This is a genomic window from Xanthomonas sp. JL1 (genome assembly GCF_038405005.1).
The window spans coordinates 21,166-46,901 of the sequence record NZ_JBBYGR010000047.1 but is presented as its reverse complement, the minus strand read 5'-3'; the positions used below and the strand labels follow the sequence as shown (position 1 = coordinate 46,901).

The 25,736-nt window shown below is 62.8% G+C and carries 19 protein-coding genes, 1 other RNA gene and 6 pseudogenes; 11 read left to right on the top strand and 15 right to left on the bottom strand.

Features of this window, described 5'->3' with window-relative positions:
• Positions 1-3: 3 nt before the first annotated feature.
• Together WJW29_RS11000 and WJW29_RS10995 are read left to right on the top strand one after the other, a co-directional pair.
• Positions 4-827 (top strand): annotated as a pseudogene (locus WJW29_RS11000) (AsmA family protein); the annotation flags it as partial.
• Positions 827-1,168 (top strand): annotated as a pseudogene (locus WJW29_RS10995) (transposase); the annotation flags it as partial. The pseudogenes WJW29_RS11000 and WJW29_RS10995, both read left to right, overlap by 1 nt.
• Positions 1,169-1,299: 131 nt before the next feature.
• Here WJW29_RS10995 and WJW29_RS10990 read toward each other — a convergent pair.
• The 3 genes and pseudogenes from WJW29_RS10990 to mtgA all read right to left on the bottom strand — a co-directional run bounded on the left by WJW29_RS10990 (position 1,300) and on the right by mtgA (position 3,474).
• Positions 1,300-1,728, bottom strand: a pseudogene (locus tag WJW29_RS10990) (CBS domain-containing protein).
• A complete protein-coding gene (locus tag WJW29_RS10985; protein ID WP_011408225.1) occupies positions 1,688-2,734 on the bottom strand; it encodes a glycosyltransferase family 2 protein in 1,047 nt (348 codons plus the stop codon). The pseudogene WJW29_RS10990 and the gene WJW29_RS10985 overlap by 41 nt, the downstream one beginning before the upstream one ends.
• A 2-nt stretch (positions 2,735-2,736) precedes the next feature.
• On the bottom strand, positions 2,737-3,474 hold the full coding sequence (gene mtgA / locus WJW29_RS10980; RefSeq protein ID WP_011258559.1) for a monofunctional biosynthetic peptidoglycan transglycosylase: 738 nt from the start codon (positions 3,472-3,474) through the stop codon (positions 2,737-2,739).
• A 74-nt stretch (positions 3,475-3,548) separates the two neighbouring features.
• Between mtgA and WJW29_RS10975 the strand changes: the two genes are divergently transcribed.
• The 3 genes from WJW29_RS10975 to WJW29_RS10965 all read left to right on the top strand — a co-directional run bounded on the left by WJW29_RS10975 (position 3,549) and on the right by WJW29_RS10965 (position 8,586).
• Entirely contained in the window at positions 3,549-4,439 is an 891-nt protein-coding gene (locus WJW29_RS10975; RefSeq protein WP_012445286.1) for an Hsp33 family molecular chaperone HslO, read from the top strand.
• A gap of 153 nt (positions 4,440-4,592) precedes the next feature.
• Positions 4,593-5,429, top strand: coding sequence for a hypothetical protein (locus WJW29_RS10970; RefSeq protein WP_027703402.1), 837 nt, complete (start codon positions 4,593-4,595; stop codon positions 5,427-5,429).
• 247 nt (positions 5,430-5,676) lie between these two features.
• Positions 5,677-8,586: a TonB-dependent receptor gene (locus tag WJW29_RS10965; protein ID WP_011258556.1), complete on the top strand. Its 2,910-nt coding sequence runs from the start codon at positions 5,677-5,679 to the stop codon at positions 8,584-8,586.
• Between the two features lie 108 nt (positions 8,587-8,694).
• Here the strand turns inward: WJW29_RS10965 and WJW29_RS10960 are convergent, their stop codons facing one another.
• Positions 8,695-9,303, bottom strand: coding sequence for a TetR/AcrR family transcriptional regulator (locus WJW29_RS10960; protein ID WP_011408222.1), 609 nt, complete (start codon positions 9,301-9,303; stop codon positions 8,695-8,697).
• 136 nt (positions 9,304-9,439) lie between these two features.
• Between WJW29_RS10960 and WJW29_RS10955 the strand changes: the two genes are divergently transcribed.
• Together WJW29_RS10955 and WJW29_RS10950 are read left to right on the top strand one after the other, a co-directional pair.
• Positions 9,440-10,333: an alpha/beta hydrolase gene (locus WJW29_RS10955; protein ID WP_011258554.1), complete on the top strand. Its 894-nt coding sequence runs from the start codon at positions 9,440-9,442 to the stop codon at positions 10,331-10,333.
• Positions 10,330-12,804, top strand: a complete 2,475-nt coding sequence (locus WJW29_RS10950; protein ID WP_011408220.1) for an acyl-CoA dehydrogenase — start codon at positions 10,330-10,332, stop codon at positions 12,802-12,804. The genes WJW29_RS10955 and WJW29_RS10950 overlap by 4 nt, the downstream gene beginning before the upstream one ends.
• 394 nt (positions 12,805-13,198) lie before the next feature.
• On the opposite strand, the gene WJW29_RS10945 is transcribed toward WJW29_RS10950, so the two are convergent.
• From WJW29_RS10945 to WJW29_RS10935, 3 genes and pseudogenes are all read right to left on the bottom strand, one after another.
• Positions 13,199-13,552, bottom strand: coding sequence for a DUF1304 domain-containing protein (locus WJW29_RS10945; protein WP_011408219.1), 354 nt, complete (start codon positions 13,550-13,552; stop codon positions 13,199-13,201).
• Positions 13,553-13,839: 287 nt separating this feature from the next.
• Positions 13,840-15,198, bottom strand: a pseudogene (locus WJW29_RS10940) (MFS transporter); the annotation flags it as partial.
• A 78-nt stretch (positions 15,199-15,276) separates the two neighbouring features.
• Positions 15,277-15,450, bottom strand: a complete 174-nt coding sequence (locus tag WJW29_RS10935) for a hypothetical protein (RefSeq protein ID WP_153296747.1) — start codon at positions 15,448-15,450, stop codon at positions 15,277-15,279.
• A gap of 112 nt (positions 15,451-15,562) precedes the next feature.
• Here WJW29_RS10935 and WJW29_RS10930 point away from each other — a divergent pair, with 112 nt between their 5' ends.
• From WJW29_RS10930 to WJW29_RS10920, 3 genes are all read left to right on the top strand, one after another.
• A complete protein-coding gene (locus WJW29_RS10930; RefSeq protein ID WP_012445290.1) occupies positions 15,563-16,906 on the top strand; it encodes a serine hydrolase domain-containing protein in 1,344 nt (447 codons plus the stop codon).
• 938 nt (positions 16,907-17,844) lie between these two features.
• Positions 17,845-18,264, top strand: a complete 420-nt coding sequence (locus WJW29_RS10925) for a hypothetical protein (RefSeq protein ID WP_027703405.1) — start codon at positions 17,845-17,847, stop codon at positions 18,262-18,264.
• Between the two features lie 353 nt (positions 18,265-18,617).
• Positions 18,618-18,893, top strand: a complete 276-nt coding sequence (locus WJW29_RS10920) for a hypothetical protein (RefSeq protein ID WP_082322925.1) — start codon at positions 18,618-18,620, stop codon at positions 18,891-18,893.
• A 381-nt stretch (positions 18,894-19,274) separates the two neighbouring features.
• Here the strand turns inward: WJW29_RS10920 and gcvH are convergent, their stop codons facing one another.
• The 4 genes and pseudogenes from gcvH to WJW29_RS10900 all read right to left on the bottom strand — a co-directional run bounded on the left by gcvH (position 19,275) and on the right by WJW29_RS10900 (position 22,491).
• Positions 19,275-19,670 carry a glycine cleavage system protein GcvH gene (gene gcvH / locus WJW29_RS10915; RefSeq protein ID WP_011258549.1) on the bottom strand — a complete coding sequence of 132 codons (396 nt, stop codon included), beginning with the start codon at positions 19,668-19,670 and terminating at the stop codon, positions 19,275-19,277.
• A gap of 136 nt (positions 19,671-19,806) precedes the next feature.
• Positions 19,807-20,916: a glycine cleavage system aminomethyltransferase GcvT gene (gcvT, locus tag WJW29_RS10910; RefSeq protein WP_011258548.1), complete on the bottom strand. Its 1,110-nt coding sequence runs from the start codon at positions 20,914-20,916 to the stop codon at positions 19,807-19,809.
• Positions 20,917-21,088: 172 nt separating this feature from the next.
• A pseudogene (locus WJW29_RS10905) lies at positions 21,089-21,522 on the bottom strand (NfeD family protein).
• A 3-nt stretch (positions 21,523-21,525) separates the two neighbouring features.
• The gene (locus tag WJW29_RS10900; RefSeq protein WP_113051309.1) at positions 21,526-22,491 is read right to left on the bottom strand and encodes an SPFH domain-containing protein; all 966 of its coding nucleotides are present in this window, start codon (positions 22,489-22,491) and stop codon (positions 21,526-21,528) included.
• A gap of 128 nt (positions 22,492-22,619) precedes the next feature.
• On the opposite strand from WJW29_RS10900, the gene WJW29_RS10895 reads away from it, so the two are divergent.
• Positions 22,620-22,696: non-coding RNA, sX9 sRNA (locus WJW29_RS10895), on the top strand.
• A 92-nt stretch (positions 22,697-22,788) separates the two neighbouring features.
• On the opposite strand, the pseudogene WJW29_RS10890 reads toward WJW29_RS10895, so the two are convergent.
• The 4 genes and pseudogenes from WJW29_RS10890 to nudE form a co-directional block, all read right to left on the bottom strand.
• A pseudogene (locus WJW29_RS10890) lies at positions 22,789-23,126 on the bottom strand (YnfA family protein).
• Positions 23,123-24,142, bottom strand: a complete 1,020-nt coding sequence (mazG, locus tag WJW29_RS10885) for a nucleoside triphosphate pyrophosphohydrolase (RefSeq protein WP_011258543.1) — start codon at positions 24,140-24,142, stop codon at positions 23,123-23,125. Before mazG ends, WJW29_RS10890 begins: the two are co-directional and overlap by 4 nt.
• Before the next feature lie 242 nt (positions 24,143-24,384).
• Positions 24,385-25,185: a 3'(2'),5'-bisphosphate nucleotidase CysQ gene (gene cysQ / locus WJW29_RS10880; RefSeq protein ID WP_011258542.1), complete on the bottom strand. Its 801-nt coding sequence runs from the start codon at positions 25,183-25,185 to the stop codon at positions 24,385-24,387.
• Complete coding sequence (nudE, locus tag WJW29_RS10875; protein ID WP_012445296.1) at positions 25,182-25,730, bottom strand: ADP compounds hydrolase NudE; 549 nt, start codon at positions 25,728-25,730, stop codon at positions 25,182-25,184. Before nudE ends, cysQ begins: the two co-directional genes overlap by 4 nt.
• Positions 25,731-25,736 lie beyond the last annotated feature (6 nt).

The window sequence follows — 25,736 nt, the reverse complement described above, 5'->3', positions numbered from 1 at the left end:
TGGTTGCGCGGGCCGGTCGAACGTGCGGTCACCGCGAAGACCGGGCGCGAATTTCATCTCGGCCATCTGGATGTCGATCTGGGCCGCATCACCACGGTGCGCGGCGAGCGTTTGAGCCTGGGCAATGCATCGTGGTCCAAGCGCGGCGCGATGGCAGAATTGAATGCGGCCGAGATCGATGTCGAACTCTGGCCATTGCTGCGCGGCAAGCTGCGCTTGCCGGAAATCCGGCTGGAACACCCAACGCTGTTGCTGGAAGCCGGCAACGACAGCCATCCGGGCAACTGGGTCTTCGACCAGTCCCATAGCGACAGCAGCATGCCGCGCCTGGGACGCTTATTGGTGAACAACGGGCGCCTGCAATATATCGACGATGCCAGCCGCTCGGATGTGGATGTCGCGATCAATAGCCTGGCGCCGCCCAGCAGCGACCAGCGCGCCGCACCGATCAGCATCGACGGCAAGGGCCGCTGGAAAGGCTATCCATTCGCGCTCAAGGGCAATACCGCCTCGCCGCTGGAATTGAGTCAAAGCGAACATCCCTTCCGTATCGATCTGCGCGGCAGTGCCGGCGCCACGCGGACGCATGTGCGCGGCACGTTGACCAACCCGTTCCAGCTCCGCGTATTCGACCTGCAGATGGCGCTCAGCGGCCAGGACATGGCAGACCTGTACCTGCTGGCGTCGCAATACCATCCACACCGCCCTACACGCTGGAAGGCCGCTTCCGCCGCGATGGCGATGTCTGTCGCTACGAGAAGTTCAGCGGCACTGCCGGCGATAGCGATCTTTCTGGCACTGCAGAAATCGACCTGCGTACGCGCAGGTGCCGCAGGATCTGGACGTGCATCTGATCTGCGACAACGACGCCACCCACAAGCACGCCAGGATCAAGGCATGGCTGGCCAAACGGCCGCGCTACCACATGCATTACACGCCGACCTACCGTTCCTGGCTCAATCAGGTCGAACGCTGGTTTGGCCTGATCACCCAACGGGCGATCAGGCGCGGCTCCTTCGACTCGGTGGCTGATCTAAAGCGCAAGATCAACGCCTTCGTGGAGCACTACAATCAAAACCCGCGACCGTTCAAATGGACTGCGACCGCTGACTCGATCCTCGCCAAGATCGAACGGCTCTGCAAAGTTATCAACGGAACGCGACACTAGGGGTGCGCGGCGCGATCACGGTGGCACTTGGCAGCATCGCCCCGCCAGCTGCCCTGCTCGCGACCTTCGAACCAGGCCCAGGCAAGGACAGCGATTGCGGTGGCAAGTACGCGCAATAACGCGCTGCAGCATCAACTGGCGATGTAGCGCTGCAGTTGGTCGATATCCTGCTGCTGCGCTTCGATCACCGCCTTGACCAGGTCGCCAATCGAAATCACACCTTGCACGCGGCCGTTTTCGACCACCGGCAGATGCCGAAAGCGCCCGTCGGTCATCAGTTGCATGCAGCGCTCCACCGTGTCCGATGGCGACACCGTCACCACCTCGGCGCTCATGATCTCGGCGACGCTGGTCGTGGAAGACGAGCGATCACGCAGCACCACCTTGCGCGCGTAATGGCGTTCGGAGACGATCCCGACCAAGCGCGGCCCATCCATCACCAACACCGCGCCAACAGCCTTCTAGGCCATCAAGCCAATCGCCTCGATCACCGCGGCATCGGACGCAACCGCAAATACCTCAACCTGCTTGGTCCCCAACAGCTGTCGTACGGTCTGCATGGCCCGCTCCGCGCTTGGTTTGGTCCCCACAGCCTACTCCCACCGCGCCGCGGTGGGTATCGACCAGATACAGCGGGCGCTGCTTGGCCTCGTCGTATAACCGGCCCAGATATTCGCCAATCAGCCCTAAGGCAATCAGCTGCATGCCACCCAGAAACAGGATCACCGACATCATGGTCGGCCACCCTGCCACCGGGTCGCCCACCAGCGCGGCCTTGATGACGACCCAACCACCGAACACAAACGCCAGCAACGCGGTGAGCAAGCCCAGATACGTGGCCGCCCGCAGCGGCACCGTCGAAAAACTGGTGATGCCGTCGAGTGCGAAATTCCACAGCCGCCATACGGTGAACTTACTGTTCCCGGACAAACGCGGCGCGCGCCGATACGGCAGCGCCACCTGACGGAATCCGACCCAGCCAAACAGCCCCTTCATGAAGCGATGGCGCTCGCGCAGCTGTTGCAAGGCCTCCACCACGCGCGGGGACAGCAAGCGAAAATCGCCGGTATCGGCAGGAATCGGGGTGCGCGACAAGCGCCGGATCACACGGTAGAACGCATGCGCGGCGCTGCGCTTGAGCCAACTCTCGCCCTCGCGAAAGACCCGCGTGCCGAAGATGTTGTCGTAGCCGCTACGCCACAGCGCAACGAATTCCGGAATCAATTCCGGCGGGTCCTGGCCATCGGCGTCCAGCAGTACCACCGCACCCGGCAGCACATGATCCAGCCCCGCAGAAATCGCCAACTCCTTGCCGAAATTGCGCGATAGCCGCACCGCACTGACGTTGGCATCGGCCTCGGTCAGCGCATGCAATACGTCCCAGGTGCCGTCGGTGCTGCCGTCGTCGACATACAGCACATGCGTCTGCAACCCGTGCAATTGCGCCAGTACTGCGCACAGGCGCGGATGCAGAAGGGGAATGCTGGTTTCTTCGTTGAAGGCCGCGATGACCACGGTCAGGTGCTCAGGGGAGACCGGTAGTTGGACGGTATCGATCGTGCTCACCCTCATGGTGCCGGCAAGTAGGCAGGGCCGCCCAATTGGCGCGCCTGCCGCTGGATCCACATGGTACGCCGCTGCACGAATGCACCGGGACTGCGCGCGTCGTAATGCCGTGGCGATGGCAACACCGCCGCCAGGCGCGCCGATTCGGTCGGCGACAAACCTGCCGCATCCTTGCCCCAGAACTGCTGGGCAGCCGCCTGCGCGCCGTACACACCGTCGCCGAATTCGGCCACGTTGAGATACATCTCCAGAATGCGCTGCTTGGGCCAGAACAGCTCGATCAAGACCGTGTACCAGGCCTCCAGGCCCTTACGCACCCAACTGCGGCCCTGCCACAGAAATACATTCTTGGCGACCTGCTGGCTGATGGTGCTGGCGCCACGCACGCGGCCGCCGCGGGCATTATGATCGCGCGCCTTTTCGATCGCTTGCAGATCGAAACCGTGGTGCATCGGGAATTGCTGATCCTCCGCAGCTACCACCGAAATCGGCAGGCTCGCGGCGATCTTGTCGTAATCACGCCATCGCTGATGCAGCGAAAAACTCCAGTCGCCCTCGCCCCAGGCTTCCAGATAACGCCCCACCATCATGCTGCTGATCGGTGGATCGACCACCCGCAAGAACAGCACCTGCAGCACGCTCGCCGCGGCAAACAGCAGCGGTGCCGCCAAGACCCAGCGCAGACAGCGCCTGCGCCGCGGTGGCGCAGCTTGCTTGTCATCCCATACATCCGTCCCCACTGTTCGCTAAGACCTTCAATCCCGATGCCTGCTGCATTATCCGGCAACACGCGTCCCTTACGTCCGATGTTTCCATGACCGATCACGATCAGCTTTCCCGTTTCCTGCTGCCCGCCGCCGGCGTGCGCGGCGTCCACGTGCGCCTGACCAAGGCCTGGGACGACATCCAAGGTGCCGCCGAGTACCCGCCTGCCGCTCGTCAACTGCTTGGCGAAGCGGCGGTGGCCGCTGCCCTGTTCACTGGTCATAGCAAGGTCCACGGACGCCTGTCGCTACAACTGCGCGGCAACGACACCTTGCGCACCCTGTTTGCCGAATGCACCGCCGCCGGCACCTTGCGCGGCATCGTGCAGCTGGCTGACGGCGTCGATGCACCGACCGATCTGCGCGAACTGGGCGACGCCGCGCTGCTGGCAATCACCATCGAAAACCCCGGTCTGGACCCGCGTGAGCCGCAGCGCTACCAGAGCCTGGTCGGCATGCAGGCGCCGGACCTGGCCGAAGCCTTCGAAACCTATTTCCAGCAATCCGAACAGCTGCCGACGCGGCTGTTACTGGCCGCCGGCCCGGATCAGGCCGCCGGTCTGTTGTTGCAGAAGCTTCCCGGCGACGAGGGCGATAACGACGGCTGGACTCGAATCGGCGCGTTGTTCGACACCCTGGGCGCACCGGAGCTGCTCTCGGTCGCCGGCCAAGACCTGCTGCACCGCCTGTTCCACGAAGAAGAGCCACAGTTGCTCGGCAGCAAGCCGCTCAGCTTCGGCTGCTCCTGCTCGCGTGAGCGGGTCGCCTCGATGCTGCAATCGCTGGGCGAGGAAGAGGCGCGCGCGGCCGCCGAGACCACTGGCGAAGTCGAGGTGCGCTGCGAATTCTGTGGCCGTGAGTATCACTTTCCGTTGACCGCGCTCGACGTACTTTTCAGCGCAGCGCAGCCCTCGCGGGAAGCGCCGGAAAGGTTGCAATAGATAGGATAACGGTTGCGTTTCGGGGAACACGACCACTTGTTAAATAATTATAAACATCCTAGCATCGTACGTGCCCGCTCTCGGGAACTTAACAACTGCCCCTGGGTCTGACCTCTGGCTATGCGACACCTACTGCGCCTCCCGCTAGCTTTGATGGTTGCCCTCGCGGCGGCCACATGCGTGCAAGCGCAGTCGGCCCAGCAGCAGTTGCGCGAAAGCACGATCCTGCCGGTGTGGAACAAGGGCAGCGGCAAGGTGGAAGCCTTTCTATATCTTGAGCCGACTGGCGAGCAGAAGGCCGGCGCACGTTGGCATTTTGGCCGCAACTCGCTCGATGCCGCGTTTGGCCTGACCTCTGGCGATTCGCTCGGTCTGCTTTGCAACAGCAGCCGCGGCACCAATATCAGCGGGCTAGCCAGCCACTGTCTGCTTGCAGGTATCGGCGATGACGAGGAAGACAGCGTTGCGGCATCGCGGCGCGTCTCCGGCACGCTGGGGTTCAATCGCGGCGGGGGCCGGGTTGGCGTTACCGCCGGCACCGGTCGCGACACCCTGCCCGCCTGGCTGATCGGCGCCGGCAAGGCCCCACTGACACGTGTCGAGCAAAACGACCTCACCGTCTTCGGGCAGAAGAATATCGGTCGCGAAGGCTTCGTCTCGATCGGCGGCACCTACGCCCGCGCACGCCTGGTGCCACTTTCCGATGTGTCGCCGGCTATCGCCGACCAGTGGGACAGCAAGACCTTGAGCGTTGGCGGCGGCTATGGTGCCTTCAGCGCCAACGTCATCGGCCGCGTCGTGGACGTCCCCGGCCAGCCCGAAAAGTGGGAAGGCCTGGGCCTGGGCCTGACCTGGCGCACCCCCTGGAGCGGCCAGCTCACCGTTGGCGCCGAGAACGTCATCTCCCGTGGCAAGAACCCATTCGCGCCGAGCAACGAGAGCAGCAGCGACGGGACGGTGCCGTACGTCAGGTACGAGCAAGACCTATAAATCACTGATTTTATTAAAATTTACTGAACGCCATCGGCCTGCAGCCGGTGGCGTTTTGCGTTGTGGAGCAACAGCTCGGCCGGCACCTTCACAACCCTCTTCTTTTTCGTTAACAGGACTTTAATTTCGCTCGCAACGCATATACCATCGGTTCACCCTGACGTTTTGGATCCGCTTTTTCGGAACCCCCCACAGGCAAACAACCCTTGGCAGTGCAGTACCCAAGATCACTTGGAGAGAGAGCTAAATGAATTTTAAGTCCAACAAACTGCGCGACGCAGTTGTGCTCGCGTTGGTGCTCGGCACCGGTAATGCCGTTCTGTCAGCGACTGCGGTCGCGCAGACCAAGCCAGCCGACGAAGCAGCAACACTAGACGCGATCAACGTCACCGGTAGCCGTATCTCGACGCCGGGCCTGACCACGAGCAGCCCGGTCACGAGCATTGAGCGTGAAGATTTCATGCGCACGCAGCCTGTTGCCGTAGAAGAATTCGTCAAGCAGCTGCCGAGTGTTTCGCCGACCGTCGGTCCTGGTACGAACAACGGCGCCACTGGTGCAGCAGAACTCGACCTGCGCGGCTTGGGTTCGAACCGCACGCTGGTGCTAGTCGATGGCCGCCGTCCGGTTCCGTACGATCTTTCCGGTGTCGTTGACACCAATACGATTCCTGTAGCGCTTATCCAAAGTGTGGATTTGCTGACCGGTGGCGCATCCGTGGTCTACGGTGCTGACGCCATTTCCGGTGTCGCAAACTTCATCCTGCGCCGCGACTTCGAAGGCGTTGAGGTTCAGAGCTCTTACGGTCAATCCAAATATGGCGATGGTGCGCGTCAGCGCATCGAAGCCACGATGGGCGCCAACTCGTCCGACGGCAAAGGCAATGTCGTGTTCAGTGTGGGTCACACCAAAGTTGACCCGGTTTTCCAGGGCGATCGTGCCTGGGGGAAAGTGTCACGCTCTTCTGCTAACGGACGTCCACAGGGCTCGGGCACCACCGTACCTTCGCTGATCGTGGGTCCGCCCGGCGTGTGGGGCACCCCAGGTGATGACGGCACACTGGACGGCAGAGGTCAGATCGACCCGACCACCGGCCAGATTGTCAGCGACGTCCAAACGTATAACTTCAATCCGATCAACCTTTTCCAGACCGGACTGGATCGGTATCAGGCAACCGCGCTGGGCCGCTACGAAATCAACGAGCATGCTGAAGCGTACGGCCAGGTGAATTACACCCGCTCACGCGTGGAAGCATCTCTGGCACCGAGCGGCTTGTTTCAAGAAGCGTTCGACATGCCGATTGGCAACCCCCTGATTCCTGAACCTGCTCGCCAGCAGCTGTGCCAAGCGTATGGCATCGACGCTGCCAACTGCGTTCCGGGCAACGCAACCATGATCGAAGGCCTGACGATTGGCCGTCGCCTGACGGAGCTTGGCCCACGCACCGATCGCTTCGATACCAAGACCTTCCAGGTGACTGCCGGTCTGCGTGGCGCCATTACCGATAACTGGAAGTACGACGCGTTCTGGTCGCACGGTGAATCTGAGCGTCTTGCCGAATCTCGCAACTGGGGCTCGCTGTCCAAGACCCGCCAAGCCTTGATGTCTCTCGATGGCAGCACTTGCGTTGATCCGAGCAATGGCTGCGTACCGCTCAATGTCTGGGGTCCGGAAGGTTCTGTTTCGCCAGAAGCACTCAAGTTTATCAATTTGAGTGCTTTCTCGATCCAGAACGTTGAGCAGGACAATGCCGCGCTCAACGTCAGCGGCGATCTGGGTGGATTCAAGAGCCCTTGGTCGGAATATCCGATTGGTGTCGCTGTGGGCGCCGAGCACCGTCGTGCAACGGCTGGTACACGTTCGGACGGCCCGAGCCAGATCCAGGGTGAAGTCATGGGCACCGGCGCGCCGACCCCGGATAGCCAGGGCGGCTTTACGATCAACGAAGCATTTGGCGAATTTATCGTCCCTCTGATCGATAACGCACCGGGTGTCTACGCGCTCTCGCTGGAAGCCGGCTACCGCTACTCCGATTTCAAGACCAGCTCCAATACCAGCGACGAATACGGCAGCTTCAAGTACGGCATCAACTGGGCGCCTATTGAAAGTCTGCGTTTCCGCGGCATGTTCCAGCGCGCCAACCGTGCACCTGGCATTGGTGAGCTGTTTGCTCCGCAGGTTACCAGCCTGGACAACTTGGAGACCGATCCGTGCGCCGGCGGTGCAATCAGCGCGGCACAAGCGAATGTGCCGGGCACGCTGTCCAACCTGTGCGTGCAGACCGGTGTTCCTGCCGGCTCGGCTGGCCTGGTTGCGCAACCTAATGCTGGTCAAGTCAATGTCCTGACCGGTGGCAATCTGCTGCTGACTCCGGAGCAGGCGGACACGCAGACGATTGGCCTGGTCTGGAACCCCACCTCCAACTTCGCCATGACGCTGGACTACTGGAAGATTGAGATGGAAAAAACCATCTCCTCGCAGAGCGTCGATGACGTTATTTCCGGCTGCTATGACCCTGCGTTCAATCCTGGCCTGACCTTCAATAGCAACTGCGCCCTAATTGGACGGTCGCCGTTGACGGGCACCTTCAACGGCACCACCTCTCGCGGCATTTCGCTGATCTTGAGCAACCAGGGTACGTTGAAGACCGACGGCTTCGATCTCGGCCTGAAGTATGGCTTCGATCTACCGGGCTCGATGGGCCGCCTGAACCTGGCCTACGACGCAACCTTGGTGACCACCCTGGAATCGCAGGCCACTCCTGAATCGGAAAACCGTGATTGTCTGGGTTACTACAGCGTCAGCTGCACGCCCAACTCGAAGTACCGCTCCATCCTGCGCTCCAGCTGGTCCTACAACGATCTGTCGGTGTCATTGGCATGGCGTTACAACAGCAAGATGGAAGTGGAGCCTGAAACCGGCACATGGTTTCAGAGCTACCGCGAAATCCCGTCGTATAGCTACTTTGATTTTGGCGTGAACTACAAGCTGCCCTTCAATGCCGAAGTCAACCTGTCGGTGGCCAACCTGACGAACAAGAAGGCGCCAGTCGTCGGCAATACGATCGGTGACACCACTCAGAACAGCGGCAATACGTTCCCGAACTTCTACGATGCAATCGGTCGTTTTTACACGCTGGGCATGACGTTCTCCTTCTAATCGAAGGAGTCGTTGCCAGTTGCAAGGGCGGGCCGCATGCGGCCCGCCCTTTTTTGTTCATGCCAGCGCGAAAAGCAGGTACTGCGCGTTCGATCTCACCACGTCAGCTCACCCAGGAATCAACGTCTGGATCACATGCTCCACATAGGCCTCGAAGTCTTCGCGGGCCTGCTTGGGCTGTTGCAGTTGCAGGGAAAGCTGCAGAAAGCCGACGTAGGCGGCGTAGGCCAGGCGCGCGCGGTGCTGGGCGTCGGTGCGGGAGAGGCCGGCCTGCCGGAAGGAAGCGATGAGGTAATCGAGGCGGCGTTGCGAGACGCGGTCGATGACCGGGCGTACGGCCGGGTGGTCGAGTGCCTTGAGCAGCTCGCTGTAGATGACGTGCGGTTTGACCTCGTGCGCAACCAGCTGGAACAGCGCGCGCAAGCGGGCGCTGGGGTCGGGGACATCTTCCAGGCTGCCGAACACTTCCTTTTGTTCGAAGATTTCCCAACGCTCAAGGGCGGCCTGCAGCAGGGCATCGCGCGAAGGGAAATGCCAGTAGAAGCTGCCCTTGGTGACGCCCAGCCGGCGCGCCAGCGGCTCCACGGCGACCGCGCCCACGCCTTGTTCGGCGATCAGGTCAAGCGCGGCCTGTGCCCAATCGTCCGCGCTGAGGCGGTTGCCGCGACCAGAGCCGGCGCGGGGTGTGGTACGGCTGGAGTCGGTGGTGTCGTTCATGGCGCGATTTAACCATACGCTTGAGTCAGTTGCAGTATGCATCACGTCATTGACATAAAAGCGCCATGATTCAATGGTTTAACCGTCCATACGATTACGTATTGACAGTCGCCACTGTACATCCATACCATTAAGTATGGTCACCCCGCCCGCTAGCCTCGCCTCCACTGCGTCAGTGTCCAGCGTCAACGCTGGTGATGCAGTACTTGCCGTGTCGACGCAGGGTGCCGGACACGCACCGACGGTGTTGTTCGCACATGGCTTTGGCCAGACCCGGCATGCGCGGGAAAGCACTGCCGCGACATTGGCTCAAAATGGCTACCGGACGCTGTCGTACGACGCGCGCGGGCATGGCGATTCGAGCGTCAATGCACTGGACCTGCCCTACTCGGCAACACAGTTCACCGACGATCTGATCGCGCTGGTCGCCGCATCGATGGGTGGCTTGTTCGGGTTGCTGGCAGAAGCGCGCTGGCCCGGCTTGTTCCGTGCGATCGTGCTGGTGGACATCACGCCGCGCTGGGACACCACGGGTGTGGAGCGCATTCTGCGTTTCATGATCGCGCATCCGGACGGTTTCGCATCGCTGGATGCGGCAGCCGATGCGATTGCCGCCTACCTGCCGCATCGGCCGCGCAAACCGCCGGGCCAACTGCAGGCATTGCTGCGGCAGCGTGCCGATGGGCGTTGGTATTGGCACTGGGATCCACGCCTGGTCGATGAGCTGGCCGGTCAGGATGCGCAGTTGCAGCAGCACGCATTGCTGGATGCGGCAGCACAGGTGCGCTGCCCGATGCTGCTGATCAGCGGCGGACGCAGCGATTTGGTCACGCCAGCCAACATCGCTGAATTTCTCTCCAACGCGCCGCATGCGCAGCACGTGCATCTACCAGATGCCACGCACATGCTGGCGGGCGACGACAACACCACGTTTACCGCCACCGTGTTGCATTATCTGGACGCACTGACGGCGGTTTGCACCATCGCAGCGTCCAACACCACCGAGCATGTCACTGGAGCAAGACCATGAGCATCGTCGCACCGTTCCTCCTCGTCATCCTGGCGGCGGGTATCGCTGCCTATCACCGGATGCGCCTTGCCACGTGGGTTGCGATCAGCGCCTGTGTGCTGGTGGCGTGCTGGCTGCTGGGTGCCAATCTCACCGCCACCATCGTGGCCGCCGCGCTGGTGGTACTGGTGTCCGTACCGGTGCTGCTGCCGTTCCTGCGCAAGCCGCTGCTGACCACGCCACTGATGGAATTCTTCCGCAAGGTGCTGCCGCCGCTGTCGCAGACCGAACGCATCGCCCTGGAAACCGGTTCGGTCGGTTTCGAAGGCGAGCTGTTCACCGGTGACCCGGACTGGCAGAAGCTGCTCAACTATCCCAAGCCGCAGTTGACTGCCGAAGAGCAGGCCTTCCTGGATGGCCCGGTGGAAGAATTGTGCAAGATGATCAACGACTGGGAGATCACCCACGTCCACGCTGATCTGCCACCAGAACTATGGGACTTCATCAAGAAGAACAAGTTCTTCGGCATGATCATTCCCAAGCAGTATGACGGCCTGGGCTTCAGCGCGCTGGCGCACCACAAGGTGATTCAGAAGCTGTCCTCGATCTCCAGTGTGGTCAGCTCCACCGTCGGTGTGCCCAACTCGCTTGGCCCCGGTGAGCTGCTGCTGCATTACGGTACCCCGGAGCAAAAGGACTACTACCTGCCGCGCCTGGCTGTCGGCGCGGAAGTGCCGTGCTTCGGCCTGACCGGCCCGTTTGCCGGTTCCGATGCGACCTCGATCCCGGACTACGGCATCGTGTGCAAGGGCGAGTGGAACGGCGCCAACGTGCTCGGCGTCAAGCTGACGTTCGACAAGCGCTATATCACGCTGGCACCGGTCGCTTCGCTGATCGGTTTGGCGTTCCGCGCCTACGATCCGGAAGGTCTGATCGGCGACAAGAAGGACATCGGCATCACCCTGGCGCTACTGCCGCGCGAAACCCCGGGCGTGGAAATCGGCCGTCGCCACTTCCCGTTGAACTCGCCGTTCCAGAACGGCCCCATCCACGGCGAAGAAGTGTTTATCCCGCTAAGCCAGTTGATCGGTGGTGTGGAGATGGTCGGCAAGGGCTGGAACATGCTCAACGAGTGTCTGGCTGTCGGCCGCTCGATCACCCTGCCCTCCACCGCCAGCGGCGGCAGCAAGGCGGCGGCAGTCGTGACCGGTGCGTATGCGCGCATCCGCAAGCAGTTCGGCTTGTCGGTGGGCCGTTTCGAGGGCGTGGAAGAAGCGCTCGCCCGCATCGGTGGCAAGGCGTATGCGATCAGTGCGTTGTCGCAGGCCACGGCTGCGGCGGTGGATCGCGGCGACGTGCCGTCGGTGCCGTCGGCGATCGCCAAGTACCACTGCACCACGATGGGCCGCGAAGTCGTCAGCGACATGATGGACGTGATCGGCGGCAAGGGCATCATCCTGGGGCCGCGCAACTTTGCCGGCCGCGCCTGGCAGGCCGCGCCGATCAGCGTGACCGTGGAAGGCGCCAACATCATGACCCGCAGCCTGCTGATCTTCGGCCAGGGCGCCATCCTGTGCCATCCGTGGGTGTTGAAGGAAATGCAGGCGGCGCAGGACCCGGATACGCAGCGTGGCCTGGAAGCGTTTGACCAAAGCCTGTTCGGCCACATCCGCTTCGGAATTTCCAACGCGGTGCGCTCGTTCTGGTTCGGCCTGACCGGTGCACGCATCGGTGCGGCGCCGGGCGATGCCTATACCCGTCGTTTCTTCCGCAAGCTGGATCGTTATTCGGCCAACCTGGCGTTGATGGCCGACGTGTCGATGCTGATGCTGGGCGGCAAGTTGAAGTTCAAGGAGTCCTTGTCCGGTCGCCTGGGCGATGTGCTGAGCCATATCTACATGACCAGCGCCATCCTCAAGCGCTATCACGACGAAGGTGCGCCAACGAGCGATCAGCCGTTGCTGGCGTGGGCGTTCCACGACAGCGTGCACAAGATCGAAACCGCATTGTCGGCGGCACTGCGCAACTTCCCGATTCGTCCGGTGGGCTGGTTGATGTGGGTGCTGATCTTCCCGCTGGGCCGTCGTGCCGAAGCGCCCGGCGATCGTCTGGGCCATCGTGTGGCGTCGCTGTTGATGACGCCGAACGAAGCGCGCGACCGTCTGGCCCAGGGGGTGTTCCTGACTCCGTGCGCCAACAATCCGGGGGGCCGTATCGCCAGCTACCTGACCAAGGCCGTGATGGCCGAGCCGGTGGAGCGCAAGTTCCTGAAGGCGCTCAAGACCAAGGGCATCGAAGCACTGGATTTCCCGGCGCAGCTGGACGAAGCCGTGGCCGAAGGCGTGATCAGCATGGAAGAGCGCAATCTGCTGGAAGAGCTGCGCGAGATCATGATGGACACCATTACCGTAGACGACTTCGATCCGCATGAGTTGCGTGCGGCCAGCTTCTACGACAAGCCGCAGGCACAGCAGCCACGCGAAGCCGCATAAGGCTTGCGCCAGGCTCACAGCAGTAAACGACGGCGAGCTTCGGCTCGCCGTCGTTGTTTGTGGACACGGGTGTTGATGCTGGCGCAACAACCGGCAGCATTTACAAACTTCCTGCGCCGCCCGCAGCGCCCAGGCGATGGCATCGCCGAGCGGATAATCGGTTGCCGGCCCGCCGTGACCGCACGCAGGCGATTGAAGCGATTGCGGTCGCGGCAGAAAAAAACGCCCCGGCTACGTGGCCCGTCAGCCCCTTGTCGGACGGGTGCGCATCGCGGTCAAACGCGTGCCTGCGTGACGCACGCTATCCGCCGAGAATCGCTAGCTTGCGATGGGCTACGAGTCACGCTTCGTCGCAAGCCCGCTCCTACGAGCGGGCAGCCCCCTGGCGCAGGTGTCAGTGCGGCAGCCACAGCAGCGCGAGTGCGATCAATGCAGGCAGCGCCTGCACGAAGAAGATGCGGCGGTTGACGCTGTAGGCGCCATAGCAACCTGCCACCACCACACAGCCCAGGAAGAAGCTCAGCACGTCGGCGCGCACGGCCAGCGCACCCCAGAACAGGCCCGCAGCCAGGAACCCGTTGTAGAGGCCCTGGTTGGCTGCCAGCACGCGGGTGGCCTGCGCCTTTTCCAGGCTGTTGCGGAAGGTCTTCAAGCCCAGCGGGTGCGTCCACAGCGCCATTTCCAGCACCAGGATGTAGACGTGCAGCAGTGCAACGCACAGGCCGGCGATAATGGCGAACAGGGACATGGCAGACCGCCTTGGCAAATGGTGCCGCCAGCATAACTGCGATTGCGCGCAGGCTGCTCGGCGCGCCCGCACGATTGTGCCGATGCGTGCGCTCACTGCGATCAGTGGGAGAGGCAGGTCATGTGCGTGGCCGATGCCAAGCGACAATGCGGCATCCCGGAAACGCATCGTCCTTGTATGACATGCATCTGTTCAGGGCTGTTGGCAGACGCCGCTACCGCCGCGCTACGAAGGTAGCGTCCATGCTCCCGACACACGCTTGCCGCGTGCTGCTGTGGCCGCACGCATTCGGAAACGCGCCTGCTCGTGCCCACATCGCGCTCGCCAGGTAACTTGCGTGCTTCGCGCAACAGGCCGAACGCGCCGACCCTCATGCCGGTCGCCACCAGCAGCCCGACGCCGAACACCGCGCTGGAACCGAACGCAGACACCCGCTTGTGGACCCAGACGAAGGTGAGATCGCCGCCGCGAAGACCACCGTGCCGATTGCGGCACCGGCCTTGCAGCGCCACTCGCGATCTACCCGCGTGTACAGCGTCTCCCGCGCGGGCTTGGCAAGTGCGAATTCACTGGAGCGAGTCATCACCTGCACGATCGCAATCATCATCGGCAGGGGTGATGCCGCCAGTACTGCGTAGCCCAGCATGATCGGCACACCCGGGATCAACAACGCTGGCGCGATGCCGAAGCGCGATAGCAGCGCGCGCGTCACCAACAATTGCAGCACCAGCGCCAGGGCGTTGATCGCCAAATCGATGCTGGAGTAGTAGGCCGTGGCCGCCACTGCGTCTGCGTAGAGACGCCGTAACAGCGCTGCCTGCTCGTTGTAGAGCAAGGTGCCGACGCCCACGCCGAACAACACCATGAAGGCCAGCCAGCGCAGCAGCGGCTCACGCACGATAAGTTTGAGGCCACCGAGCACATCGCCGCCCATCGGCACTTCGCCGAAGCTGAGCTGGCGCTCGTGTTCGCGCACAACCGCCCACAGCCGCAAACGCAACACGCAGACCACGCACACGGTCAAAAACCCGGCCGACACCAACATCAGATGCGCAATCCCGATGCGTTCGACCAGTGTGCGGGTCAGGATTGGACCGACAAACGCCCCCAAGGTGCCAGCCGCACCGATATAGCCGTAGTAGCTACGCGCTTGGGCGTTGTTGAAAACATCGGCGATGAAGCTCCAGAACACCGCCACAGCAAACAGGTTGAAGACGGTCACCCACAAGAAGAACGCCATGCCGCGACCCGGCACACCCGTGTCGAACAACACGTAGAACAACAGCAAGGTCGCGATGAAGAAGCCATACACCATTGGCAGGAACACCCGCCGCGGATAGCGGCTGACCAGCGCGCCGTAGACCGGCTGCAGCAGCACAATGATCAGAAAAGCGCAGGTAAACAGCACCTGCAGCGTGAAGTCCTTCAGCGGCATGCCGTGCGCGGCGAAGAACGCAATCATGCCGGTCGGGAAAATTGCTTCCACATCGGCCGAGGCACTCATCGCTTCGCGCACCGGGCGCAACACGTAGTAACCGCTGAGCAGGCAGAAAAATGTAGAGGAACGACCACGCCAATGGCGGCGAGCTTCGCAGTGCCGCGCTCAAACGGCCAGCCGCAGATTGCGGCCTCAAGAAATGCGTCATCGTGTCACGGCAGCCCGCACAAGCGGGCCCGACGGCAAGGGCATGGCAGCGGCAGCACCCGCGAAACAAGCGCGCAAGTTAGCCGATGCGACGCAGCCCCCCAGCGCGCAAGCGCAGCCCGCTGCGGGCCAGATGCCCCCCAGGCACGCCGCTTGCACCGTGAACAGCATCAACGGAAAGCGATGCCTCGACCGCCCGCGACTGCTCGATTTCTGAACTTAAAATCATCAATAGGATCAGTATGATGCCCATTCATCTTCCGGCAGTTTGTGCTATTGCAAAGCGCGGCGCTAGAATCCCCGGAGGCAGCGGAACAGGCGGGACAACCATGACAGAAATGCGCACGCGCCGACGGTTCCGACCGTTGGCCATCGGGCTGTTCGGGGCATTATTGCCTCTGGCTCTCTCTTCCACCGCGCAGACACCCGCGCCTACCGCCGCTGCGCTGCAGCCGGCCAGGGTTGCGCAGTCGTCCACCGCACCGCTGCCCTATCGCACCTCGCTGCCGGCCAACCAAGTGTTGGCACCTGCTGCCGGCTTCGACGTGGCGGCATTCGAATCGATGGCGGACCAGTTGACCTACGGCAACCGCGTGCCCGGCATGGCGATGGCCATCGTGCAGGGCGGCAAGGTGCTCAGCGCGCGCGGCTATGGCGTTACCGACGTCAATCATCCGCAGCCGGTCGATGGCCACACCGTGTTTCGTTTGGCATCGCTGTCCAAGGCCTTCGCCGGCACCATGGCCGGCCTGCTGGTCAACGATGGCGTGCTGCGCTGGGACAGCAAGGTGGTCGACTACGTGCCGGGCTTCCAGCTCAGCGATGGCGCCGCAACGCGCCAGCTCACCGTCGCCGAAGTGCTCAGCCATCGCGTCGGCCTGACTCGTAATGCCTACGACCGCGATATCGAATCCAACGTCGACTACTACTCGCTCAGCCACAAACTCGCGGTCGCACCGCTGCGCTGCGCGCCGGGCGATTGCTACGCATATCAGAACGTGGCCTTCAGCCTGGTGGGCGATGTAGTGTTCGCCGCGTCAGGCAGCTTCTACGAGCAATTGGTGGAACGCCGCATCTTCAAGCCGCTGGGCATGAACGATGCGAGCCTGGGTCTGGCCGGCATCCAGGCCAGTCCGCACTGGGCACGCCCGCACGTGCGCAGCCGCAATGGCTGGGTGTCGCTGACGCCCAAGCCGACCTATTACCGTCTGGCGCCCGCTGCGGGCGTCAACGCCAGCGCCAGCGATATGGCGCAGTGGCTGCTCGCACACACCGGTCATCGCACCGACGTGCTGCCTGCACCGCTGCTGGCGACCCTGCACGCGCCAGTGATCTCCACGCCGGGCGAAATGCGTTCCGGCTGGCGCCACGAGCGTGTGGATGCGGCGAGCTACGCGCTGGGCTGGCGTGTGTTCGACTACGCCGGTCATCAGGTGGTGTTCCATGCCGGTGCGGTGCAGGGCTACCGCGGCTTGGTGGCGCTGCTGCCAGAGCGCGATCTGGGAATTGCGATCCTGTGGAACGGCGAGAGTGGCCTGCCCTCAGGCATGCTGCCGACTATCCTGGACCGCGCACTGGGCTTGCCGGCGAAGCGTTGGTTGGACATCGATGTGGACGGCGACTTCGGCAGCGAGAACATGCTGGCAGAGAAGCCCGACCCGGCTGGCAAGGGCGCGTCTTCCAGCAAGTCGGTGGCATCACCGCGCTGAGTGGACGTACTGCACTGACGTCGTGTCGGTGACTGCAGGCAAAGGCGGCTTCGGCCGCCTTTGTTGTTCCTGATTAGCCCTGACCCTCAGCTGGATTTTTGTTGCAGTCCTGCAAATAGCTTCGTTTTACCGATGTGTTCCATGATGTCTGATCTTGGCGCTGCTGATGCGAGGAGCCGGTGCGAAGTTCTTTCAGCCAGGACCCCATGGCGGCCTGGCATTGGGCCGGTTTAGCGATAAGCGCGGAGGTGCTGCAGCTGAAGGTCGGGGCCAATCAGGTTGTTGTTTCTGCATGTTCGGATGCGCGTTGGTCGGCTTGCGGAAGGCGTGCCTGTTGGCCGCAGGAGAGCAAACCTGTGGATGATCAATACGCTCGGGGTTTTGGCCGTCCTAAATAATCCGCTGCCAGCAGCGCGTCAGCTGAGCCGACCGGCTCGACATGCCAAAGCAGACACGCTATTGGTCAACGCTAGGTCTCTCGGCCTGGACCACCGCACGGTCTCTACCCTCCGACTCGATACAGTGCCGGCACTCCAACAAGTCAGGCCGACCTGCATCGCATAACGCGCCGTGACGCTTTGTGTCGGCCCTTCTTATCGCCTCTTGCCGTCGCGCCAAAGCATTGGTGCAGTTGTCTGAGCTTGCTCGGAAGAGTCAAACCATCTCGCGGCAGCATCCGCGCTGGCGGCCGGCATGCCATGGGCACCACAGCGTCTAGAACTTGGAATGAGCCACGTCGCTTCGATGATGAAACCTACGCCGCCTGCCGGCGAGCGACGCTCCGCGCAACACTGACCACGCCAGTGCCAGGCGCATAAAAAAGCTCCCTCCCCGCTGGGCGTCGGGGAGAGAGCTCGATGTTTACGGCGATCGGGTATTACAAGATTCAGATCAGCGGTGCCGGGGTTGCGGGCAGCGCGACCGGAACGGCCTTCTTCTTGCGAGCGGCCGGCTTCTTCTTGGCGACCTTCTTCGCGACCGGCTTCTTGGCAGCGGTCTTCTTGGTGGCGGACTTCTTGGTCCCCTTCTTCGCTACTGCCTTTTTGGCGGTCTTCTTGACGGCTTTCTTGGCGGTCTTCTTCACTGCCTTCTTGGCGGCAGTCTTCTTGGTCGCCTTCTTTGCAGTCTTCTTCACTGCCTTCTTGGCGGCAGTCTTCTTGGTTGCCTTCTTCGCAGTCTTCTTCACTGCCTTCTTGGCGGCTGCCTTCTTTGCAGTCTTCTTGACAGCAGTCTTCTTCACTGCCTTCTTGGCGGTTGCCTTTTTGGCGACCTTCTTGACGGCCTTCTTGGCGGCAGTCTTCTTCACTGCCTTTTTGGCGGTGGGTTTCTTTTTCGCAGCTTTTGCAGTGGCCATGTAATTGGCTCCTCGTCAGTGAACTATGGAGTTGTAACGCCCAGTTGAACCAAACCCAGCGACGGCATGCCGTCGTCGGGAACCGTTCGCAGGTAATGCGCGACGGAACGGATACAGGAACACCCGCATCGAGCGGCGACACGTGTGCGTAGTCGGAACGACAGCTGCTTTTTTGGAGAGAAGCGGCCCCGACTCCACCGTGGTTGGCGCTTCGGTAGACATCCGGAACAAGCTTGTCGGCGCGATGTCGATTTTGCTCACTCTCTTCAGCAGCAATGTCTGCTGGGCGAAACCTAATCACGCTTTTTTTTACTGTCAACACTCTTTTGCATTTTTTTTTTAGCCAAGCATCGCTGCGTGCCGCATCCAGAGCAGCAAAACAGCGTGCGCACCGGCGTACGCGCCTCACCGAAAAGCATGTTCGCCCAACAGCTTTTTCAAAAAAGCACTTCTTTTCCGCTGTTTTTTTTTAGCAGCGCGCTTTCGCAACCGCTTGAGCGCTTCAACAGCACGGTGGCCACGCCGGTACGGAGGCACTCCTTGCCGCCTGTCCGCCAGCTGAAAATTTTTTTTCCAACCGTCGCACTTCCGACGTCGCATGAGCAGAAATGCGCAAACTTATTGCGTGCTTAGATCGCCATGCATGCGACCGCGCGCACCGACTGCGGCATGCATCGCATGCATCGTCGGACGAACGCGACGGGCAACACCGCGGAAAATTTTTCACCGAGTGCACGCCAGACCCTCACGAACGACTCACGTCAGAAATCCGGCGCGTGTGCAGATGAGCGAGCATTGGATGCGAGTTCGATCGTTGCCGCCGATACGCCTACCGCATCGACGTGCGAGCAGCGGCATCGCCGTCGACAGACCGACCGACGCACTCCTGTCCCAGACCGAACTGCCGACGGCGTGGCATTGTCACACCGAGATCGTGCCTCGCTGGCGCCAGCGCGCCAAAAAAAATGGCCGCTCTGAGAGCGGCCATCGGATGCCGGCGGCAACGAAACCGGATCAGTGCTCGTCGTCTTCGAGCAGCTCCGCATAGTCGTCCGGGTCCAGCAGGTCGTTGAGTTGTTCCTTGTCGTCGATCTCGACGACGAAGATCCAGCCTTCGCCATAGGCGTCTTCGTTGATGGTTTCCGGCTTGTCGCTCAACGCGCTGTTGACCTCGACGACGGTGCCGCTGACCGGGCTGTAGACGTCGGAGGCGGCCTTGACCGATTCCACCACCGCAGCGCCGTTGCCGACCTGCACGGTGTCGCCGACGCCCGGCAGTTCGACGTACACCAGGTCGCCCAGCAAGCCCTGCGCGTGGTCGGAAATGCCGACGGTCACGCGGCCGTTGCTTTCGATGCGGGCCCACTCGTGGGATTTGAGGAACTTGAGGTCGCCAGGGATCTCGCTCATGGGTGTGCTCCGGGAAAGATGAGGGTTGGGGACAGGTGGTTAGTTTAGACCGCGCGACGAGACAGGTGCACGCGCCAGTGTGGTGGCGGGTGATGCGGACGCGGCACCGTGCGCAGGATGCACGGCGTCGCACGCTTCAGTCGCCGAGCACGCCGGGCTGTGCCTGGCCATCGCGAACGAACGGAAATTTCACCGCGCGCAACGGCACCTGCTTGCCACGGATGTCCACGCGTAGCTGATCGATGCTGCCGGCCGGCACGCGCGCGAAGGCGATCGCCTTGCCGAGCGTCGGCGAGAACGTGCCGGACAGAATCTCGCCTTCGCCACTGGCGGTGAACACCGCCTGGCCATGTCGCAGCACGCCCTTGTCGTCCATCACCACACCGATCAACTGACGCGGTGCACCCTGCGCCTTTTGCGACTCGAGCACACGGCGACCGATGAAGTCGCGTCCTTCGTCCAGGGCAATCGTCCAGGCCAGCGCGGCTTCGTAGGGGGTGACCGCATCGTCCATGTCCTGCCCGTAAAGATGCATGCCCGCTTCCAGACGCAAGGTGTCGCGTGCGCCCAGACCTGCTGGCTTGACGCCCTGCGCGAGCAATGCATTCCAGAACGCGACGGCGGCCTCCTGCGGCAACACGATTTCGAAACCGTCTTCGCCGGTGTAGCCGGTGCGCGCAAGAAACAATTCGATGCCATCGCGCGAACGCGTTTGCAGTGCAGCGAAACGGCCGAGCTTGCTCGCCGCTGCGGTGTCGGCCGGGTCCAGCAGGTCGATGACATTGGCGCGTGCGTTGGGGCCTTGCACGGCGATCATCGCGAAGTCGCTGCGCTCTTCCACGCGCACATCGAAGCGTACGGCCTGCTCGCCGATCCACTGCAGATCTTTTTCGCGGGTGGCGGCATTGACCACCAACCGGAAGAAGTCTTCGCTCATGTAATAGACGATGAGGTCGTCGATCACCCCACCCTGCGGATTGAGCATGCAGGTGTACAGCGCCTTGCCGCAGACCTTGAGCTTGTCCACCGAGTTGGCGAGCAGGTCGCGCAGAAACGCGCGTACGCGCGCACCGTGCAGGTCGACCACGGTCATGTGGCTGACGTCGAACATGCCGGCGTCGCGGCGCACTTGGTGGTGCTCGTCCAACTGCGAGCCATAGTGGATCGGCATGTCCCAACCGCCGAAGTCGACCATTTTGGCGCCGAGCGCACGATGGGTGTCGTTGAGGATGGTCTTCTGGGTCATGAGCGCCGGTCCAAGGAAAGACGCTCATTATCCCCGTCCTGCCGCGCCTGGGGAACGGCGTGCGCGCAGCAGCGCGATTACGCTGATTGGAGAACAGTGACGCAGCGCGATGCTACGCCGCGCTGCAACAATGCGGACATTGGCAGCGCAACATGTGCCCTGCCCGCGGACGTCAGCTGACCGGCTGCACCAGCAAGGTCTGCCATCGACACCGACGATGCGCACCGGCGTGCCGGCCGGCAGATCGGGACCGGCGACCACCCAGAACGCATCGTCGACCTTGACGCGCCCGCGACCATCGTCGATGGCCTGATCGAGCAACACGCGACGGCCGATCACCTGCTCGGCACGTCGATTGAGCAACGGGCGATCGCTCTCACGGCCCTTGCCGCGACACCAGGTGCGATACACCTGCACCGAGACGAAGCTGAGCACCACGAACGCCACGATCTGCACCAGCAACGCGATGTCCGGCAACACCAGCACCAACACGCACACCACTGCGGCAGCGATCCCCATCCACAGCAGGAAGGCACCCGGCACCAAGGTCTCGGCCGCAATCAGCAGCAGCGCCAGCACTGCCCAGACCGCCACATCCCAGCGCATCGCTCAGCCTCCTGCGCGCGGCGGTAACGGCGGCACGCGCACGGCAGGTGCGTCGGGCTTGCCAATCGCTTCCTTGGCCAACGCGGCGATGCCGGCGATCGAGCCGATGATGCCACTGGACTCCATCGGCATCAGCACGAACTTCTGGTTGGGCGCGGTGGCCAGCGCCTTGAACGCTTCCACATACTTCTGTGCGACGAAATAATTGATCGCCTGCACACTGCCGTTGGCGATCGCATCGGACACCACCTGGGTGGCGCGCGCCTCCGCTTCGGCCAGACGTTCGCGTGCTTCGGCGTCGCGGAAGGCGGCTTCCTTGCGGCCTTCGGCTTCGAGCACGGCGGCCTGCTTCTCGCCATCGGCGCGCAGGATTTCCGATTGACGCGAGCCCTCGGCTTCGAGGATCTGCGCTCGCTTTTCGCGCTCGGCCTTCATCTGCCGCGCCATCGAATCGATCAGGTCGCGTGGCGGCTGGATGTCGCGAATTTCGATCCGCGTCACCTTGATGCCCCACGGGTTGGTGGCCTGGTCGACCACGCTGAGCAACTGCGCATTGATGGTTTCGCGCTGGCTGAGCGATTCGTCCAGATCCATCGAACCGATCACGGTGCGGATATTGGTCTGCACCAGCGCGATCGAGGCGATTTCCAGATTGGACACTTCATAGGCGGCCTTGGCCGCATCCAGCACCTGGAAGAACACCACCCCATCCACGCGCACCACCGCGTTGTCCTTGGTGATGACGTCCTGGCTGGGGACATCCAGCACCTGTTCCATCATGTTGATCTTGCGGCCCACGCCGTAGACCACCGGCACCAGAAAGTGCAGCCCTGGGCTCATGGTGTGGGTGTAGCGGCCGAAGCGCTCCACCGTCCACTGGTAGCCCTGCGGCACCATGCGCACGGTTTTGAACAAGACAACGACGCCTGCAACCAGCACGACGATGGCGAGAAAAGAAGTCGGAAACATCTGCAGCCCCTTGCGTCTAGTGGATCTATCCCTGCCTGAGTATGCCTCAGCGCTCCCGATGCCTAAGAGCAGCCAACAAAACGACTGCGCTCACCGCCAGGCGGACGCGGCCGGTACTCGGAATCGGCATGTACCACGCGCACACTGCGGTTCTGCGTGCGCTGTCCGCACCCACCTGGCGACTGCTTGCTACGTTTTGTTAGCCGCTCCAATGCCAGCCTCGTGCATGACAGGTGCAGCCGCTGCGGGCGGCAACTGGACAACACCGGCAACGTGCGCGCGTTTGCGCAAGCGCAGTCAGGCGCTACGCGGTGCGAACATGATGATCGCCATGCCGAACAGGCAGCAGACGGCGCCGAGCAGATCCCAGCGCGTCGGCGTCACGCCATCCACCCACCACAACCACAGCCCAGTGCGCTGGCAATATAGACGCCGCCATAGGCCGCATACACGCGACCGCTCGCGTCCGGATGCAAGCTCAACAGCCACACGAAGCTGGCAAGGCGTAGCGCGGTGGGCAACAGCAGCCACACGCTGCCGCCGTTGCGCAGCCAGAGATAAGGAAGGTAGCAACCGACCAGCTCGGCGAGCGCCGTCGCGGCAAACAGCAACAGCGTGGTCGGCGCGAGGTTCATATGGAACGTGGCGTGTCGGAGTCCGAGCTGTCGAGGGCGGAGTGATTGCCATCTGCGCTGTGGGCCACTTGGCCGACAACTGCCCGGTGACAGGCGCCAGGGTGGTGCACGGACGGTGCGCAGGGAAGAGGCGCTTGCGAGGCCGGTGCATCGCTCCCGGAACTGGCGATGGCTGGACCATCGCCAGCCTGCACATCGCGACTGCGCTCATTACGTTTGACCTGTTGCCACAGCGCTTCCTGCTCGCTCAGCGACAACGCATTCAAGGCAGTACCGGTCGCATGCGCCTGCGCTTCCATCGCACGGAAGCGGCGTTCGAACTTCAGATTGGCGTGCCGCAGCGCGGCGCCGACATCGACCTCGGCATGCCGCGCCAGATTGGCGCAAACAAACAACACATCGCCCAGTTCGTCTTCCAGCCGGGCCTGGTTGTCGGCCACCGGGCCGCGTGCGAACTCCACACGCAGTTCTTCGATTTCTTCCTGCAATTTTTCCAGCACCGGCACTGGCCCAGGCCAATCGAAACCGACCCGTGCCGCACGCGATTGCAGTTTGGTGGAGCGCTGCCATTCCGGGAGCCCACGCGCGACGCCGGCGAGTGCGGAGTCGTCCTGGTTGCCGGCAGCGCGACGTTCTTCGCGCTTGATCTGCTCCCAGTTGACGCTCACCGCCTGTGCATCGGGCACCTGTTGCGCAGCGAACACATGCGGGTGGCGGCGCACCAGTTTGTCGCTGAGCGTGGCGACCACGTCGGCGAAGCCGAATGCCCCCTGCTCGGCTGCCATTTGCGCATGGAAGACCACCTGCAGCAACAAATCTCCCAACTCGTCGCGCAGGCCTGCCAAGTCGTTGCGGTCGATCGCATCGGCCACTTCGTAGGCTTCTTCGATGGTGTACGGCGCAATGCTGGCGAAGGTCTGCTGCACATCCCAGGGGCAGCCGTGTTCGCGATCGCGCAGGCGCGCCATCAACTGCAGCAGCTGCTGGATGTCGCCGGTGGGCGGGGTCTGAGACATCGTGTATTCCTGGAACCTTTAAGAATGCGTGCGCTAGCGGCGGCCTATCGCACGCGCTGCACAGCAGATGTCATCGCGTGCTGCAGGGCGACCGGGCATACAACTGCGCGCGGGTACCGAAGTGTACCTTTCAGGTCGTCCGCATCCTGCGCAGCAACGCCGTGGCCACAGCAGTCGACGCAGCCGTGGCAGCGCGGCGTGCCAGCAGCCCGACTTCGCGCGCCGTTCTCCACACGCACGGCTCAGGCCAACCAATTTCGCCAGGGCAGATTAGGGTCGCCCAACGCAATGAAGTCGCCATTGAGCAAGGTGTCGCGGCGGTTATAGCGAAACGGTTTGCCGCTGGTGCAGGCCAGCAATACGCCACCGGCCGCATGCAGCACGCACTGGCCGGCGGCGGTATCCCACTCGGACGTGGGGCCGAAGCGCGGATACACGTCCAGGTTGCCTTCGGCGATGCGGCAGAACTTCAACGACGACCCTTGCGCAACCACGTCGATCTCGCCCATGCGATCCAGCGCGGCGGTAGTACGCGCGTCGCGGTGCGAACGGCTGGCGGCCACCCGTAACGGCTTGGCCGCCGGGGTGCGCGTGTGCAGCATCTCGTCGCGGTCGCCATCGCGGCGGAACGCGTTCTCGCCGCGTGCGGCATACCAGACACGCCCGTCGACCGGCGCCTGCACCACCCCGAGCACCGGCGCGCCCATATGGATGAGTGCGATATTGACGCTGAACTCGCCGTTGCGCTTGACGAACTCGCGGGTGCCATCGAGCGGATCGACCAGCCAGTAACTGGTCCAGTACTGGCGTTCTTCCCAGGCCACGTGCGCGGATTCTTCCGACAACACCGGCACGTCTGGAGTCACCCGGCGCAGACCTTCGACGATGACGCGGTGAGCGGCCAGGTCGGCCTGGGTCAGCGGGCTGGCGTCGTCCTTGAGCTCCACCGCGAAGTCCTGCGCATAGACCTCCATGATGGCGGCGCCGGCATCGCACGCGATGGCAATCACGGTTTCGCGCAGCTCCATCGGAATGCGGATCATGGGTTGCGCTCCAGCCACTCGCGCGCAATGAACAAGGCGGCCAGCGAGCGGCCTTCGGAGAAATCTTCGCGCAGCATCAATTCGTCCAGGCGTGCGATCGGCCACGGCACCACGTCCATCTCTTCCGGCTCGTCGCCGACCAGGCGCTCGGGGTAGAGGTCGCGTGCCAGTACCAACCAGGATTGGTGACTCATATAAGTGGGAGCGAGCGTCATCGCGCGCAGCACCTGGACCTGGCGTGCGCCGTAGCCGGCTTCTTCCTTGAGCTCGCGGTCGGCGGCCTGCTCGGGCGTTTCGCCCGCATCGATGCGGCCCTTGACCAGACCCAGCTCGTAGCGATGCACGCCGGCGGCGTATTCGCGCACCAGCAGCACGGTCTGCGCATCGAGCATCGGCACCACCACCACGGCCCCGTGGCCTTGGCTGAGTTGACGTTCGTAGATGCGGCGCTGCCCGTTGGAAAATTCCAGATCCAGCCGCTGCCGACGGAACGGCCCGTCGCCCAGATCGGTGATTTTGTGGATGGTCGGCAGGCGCAAGCTCATGCGTCG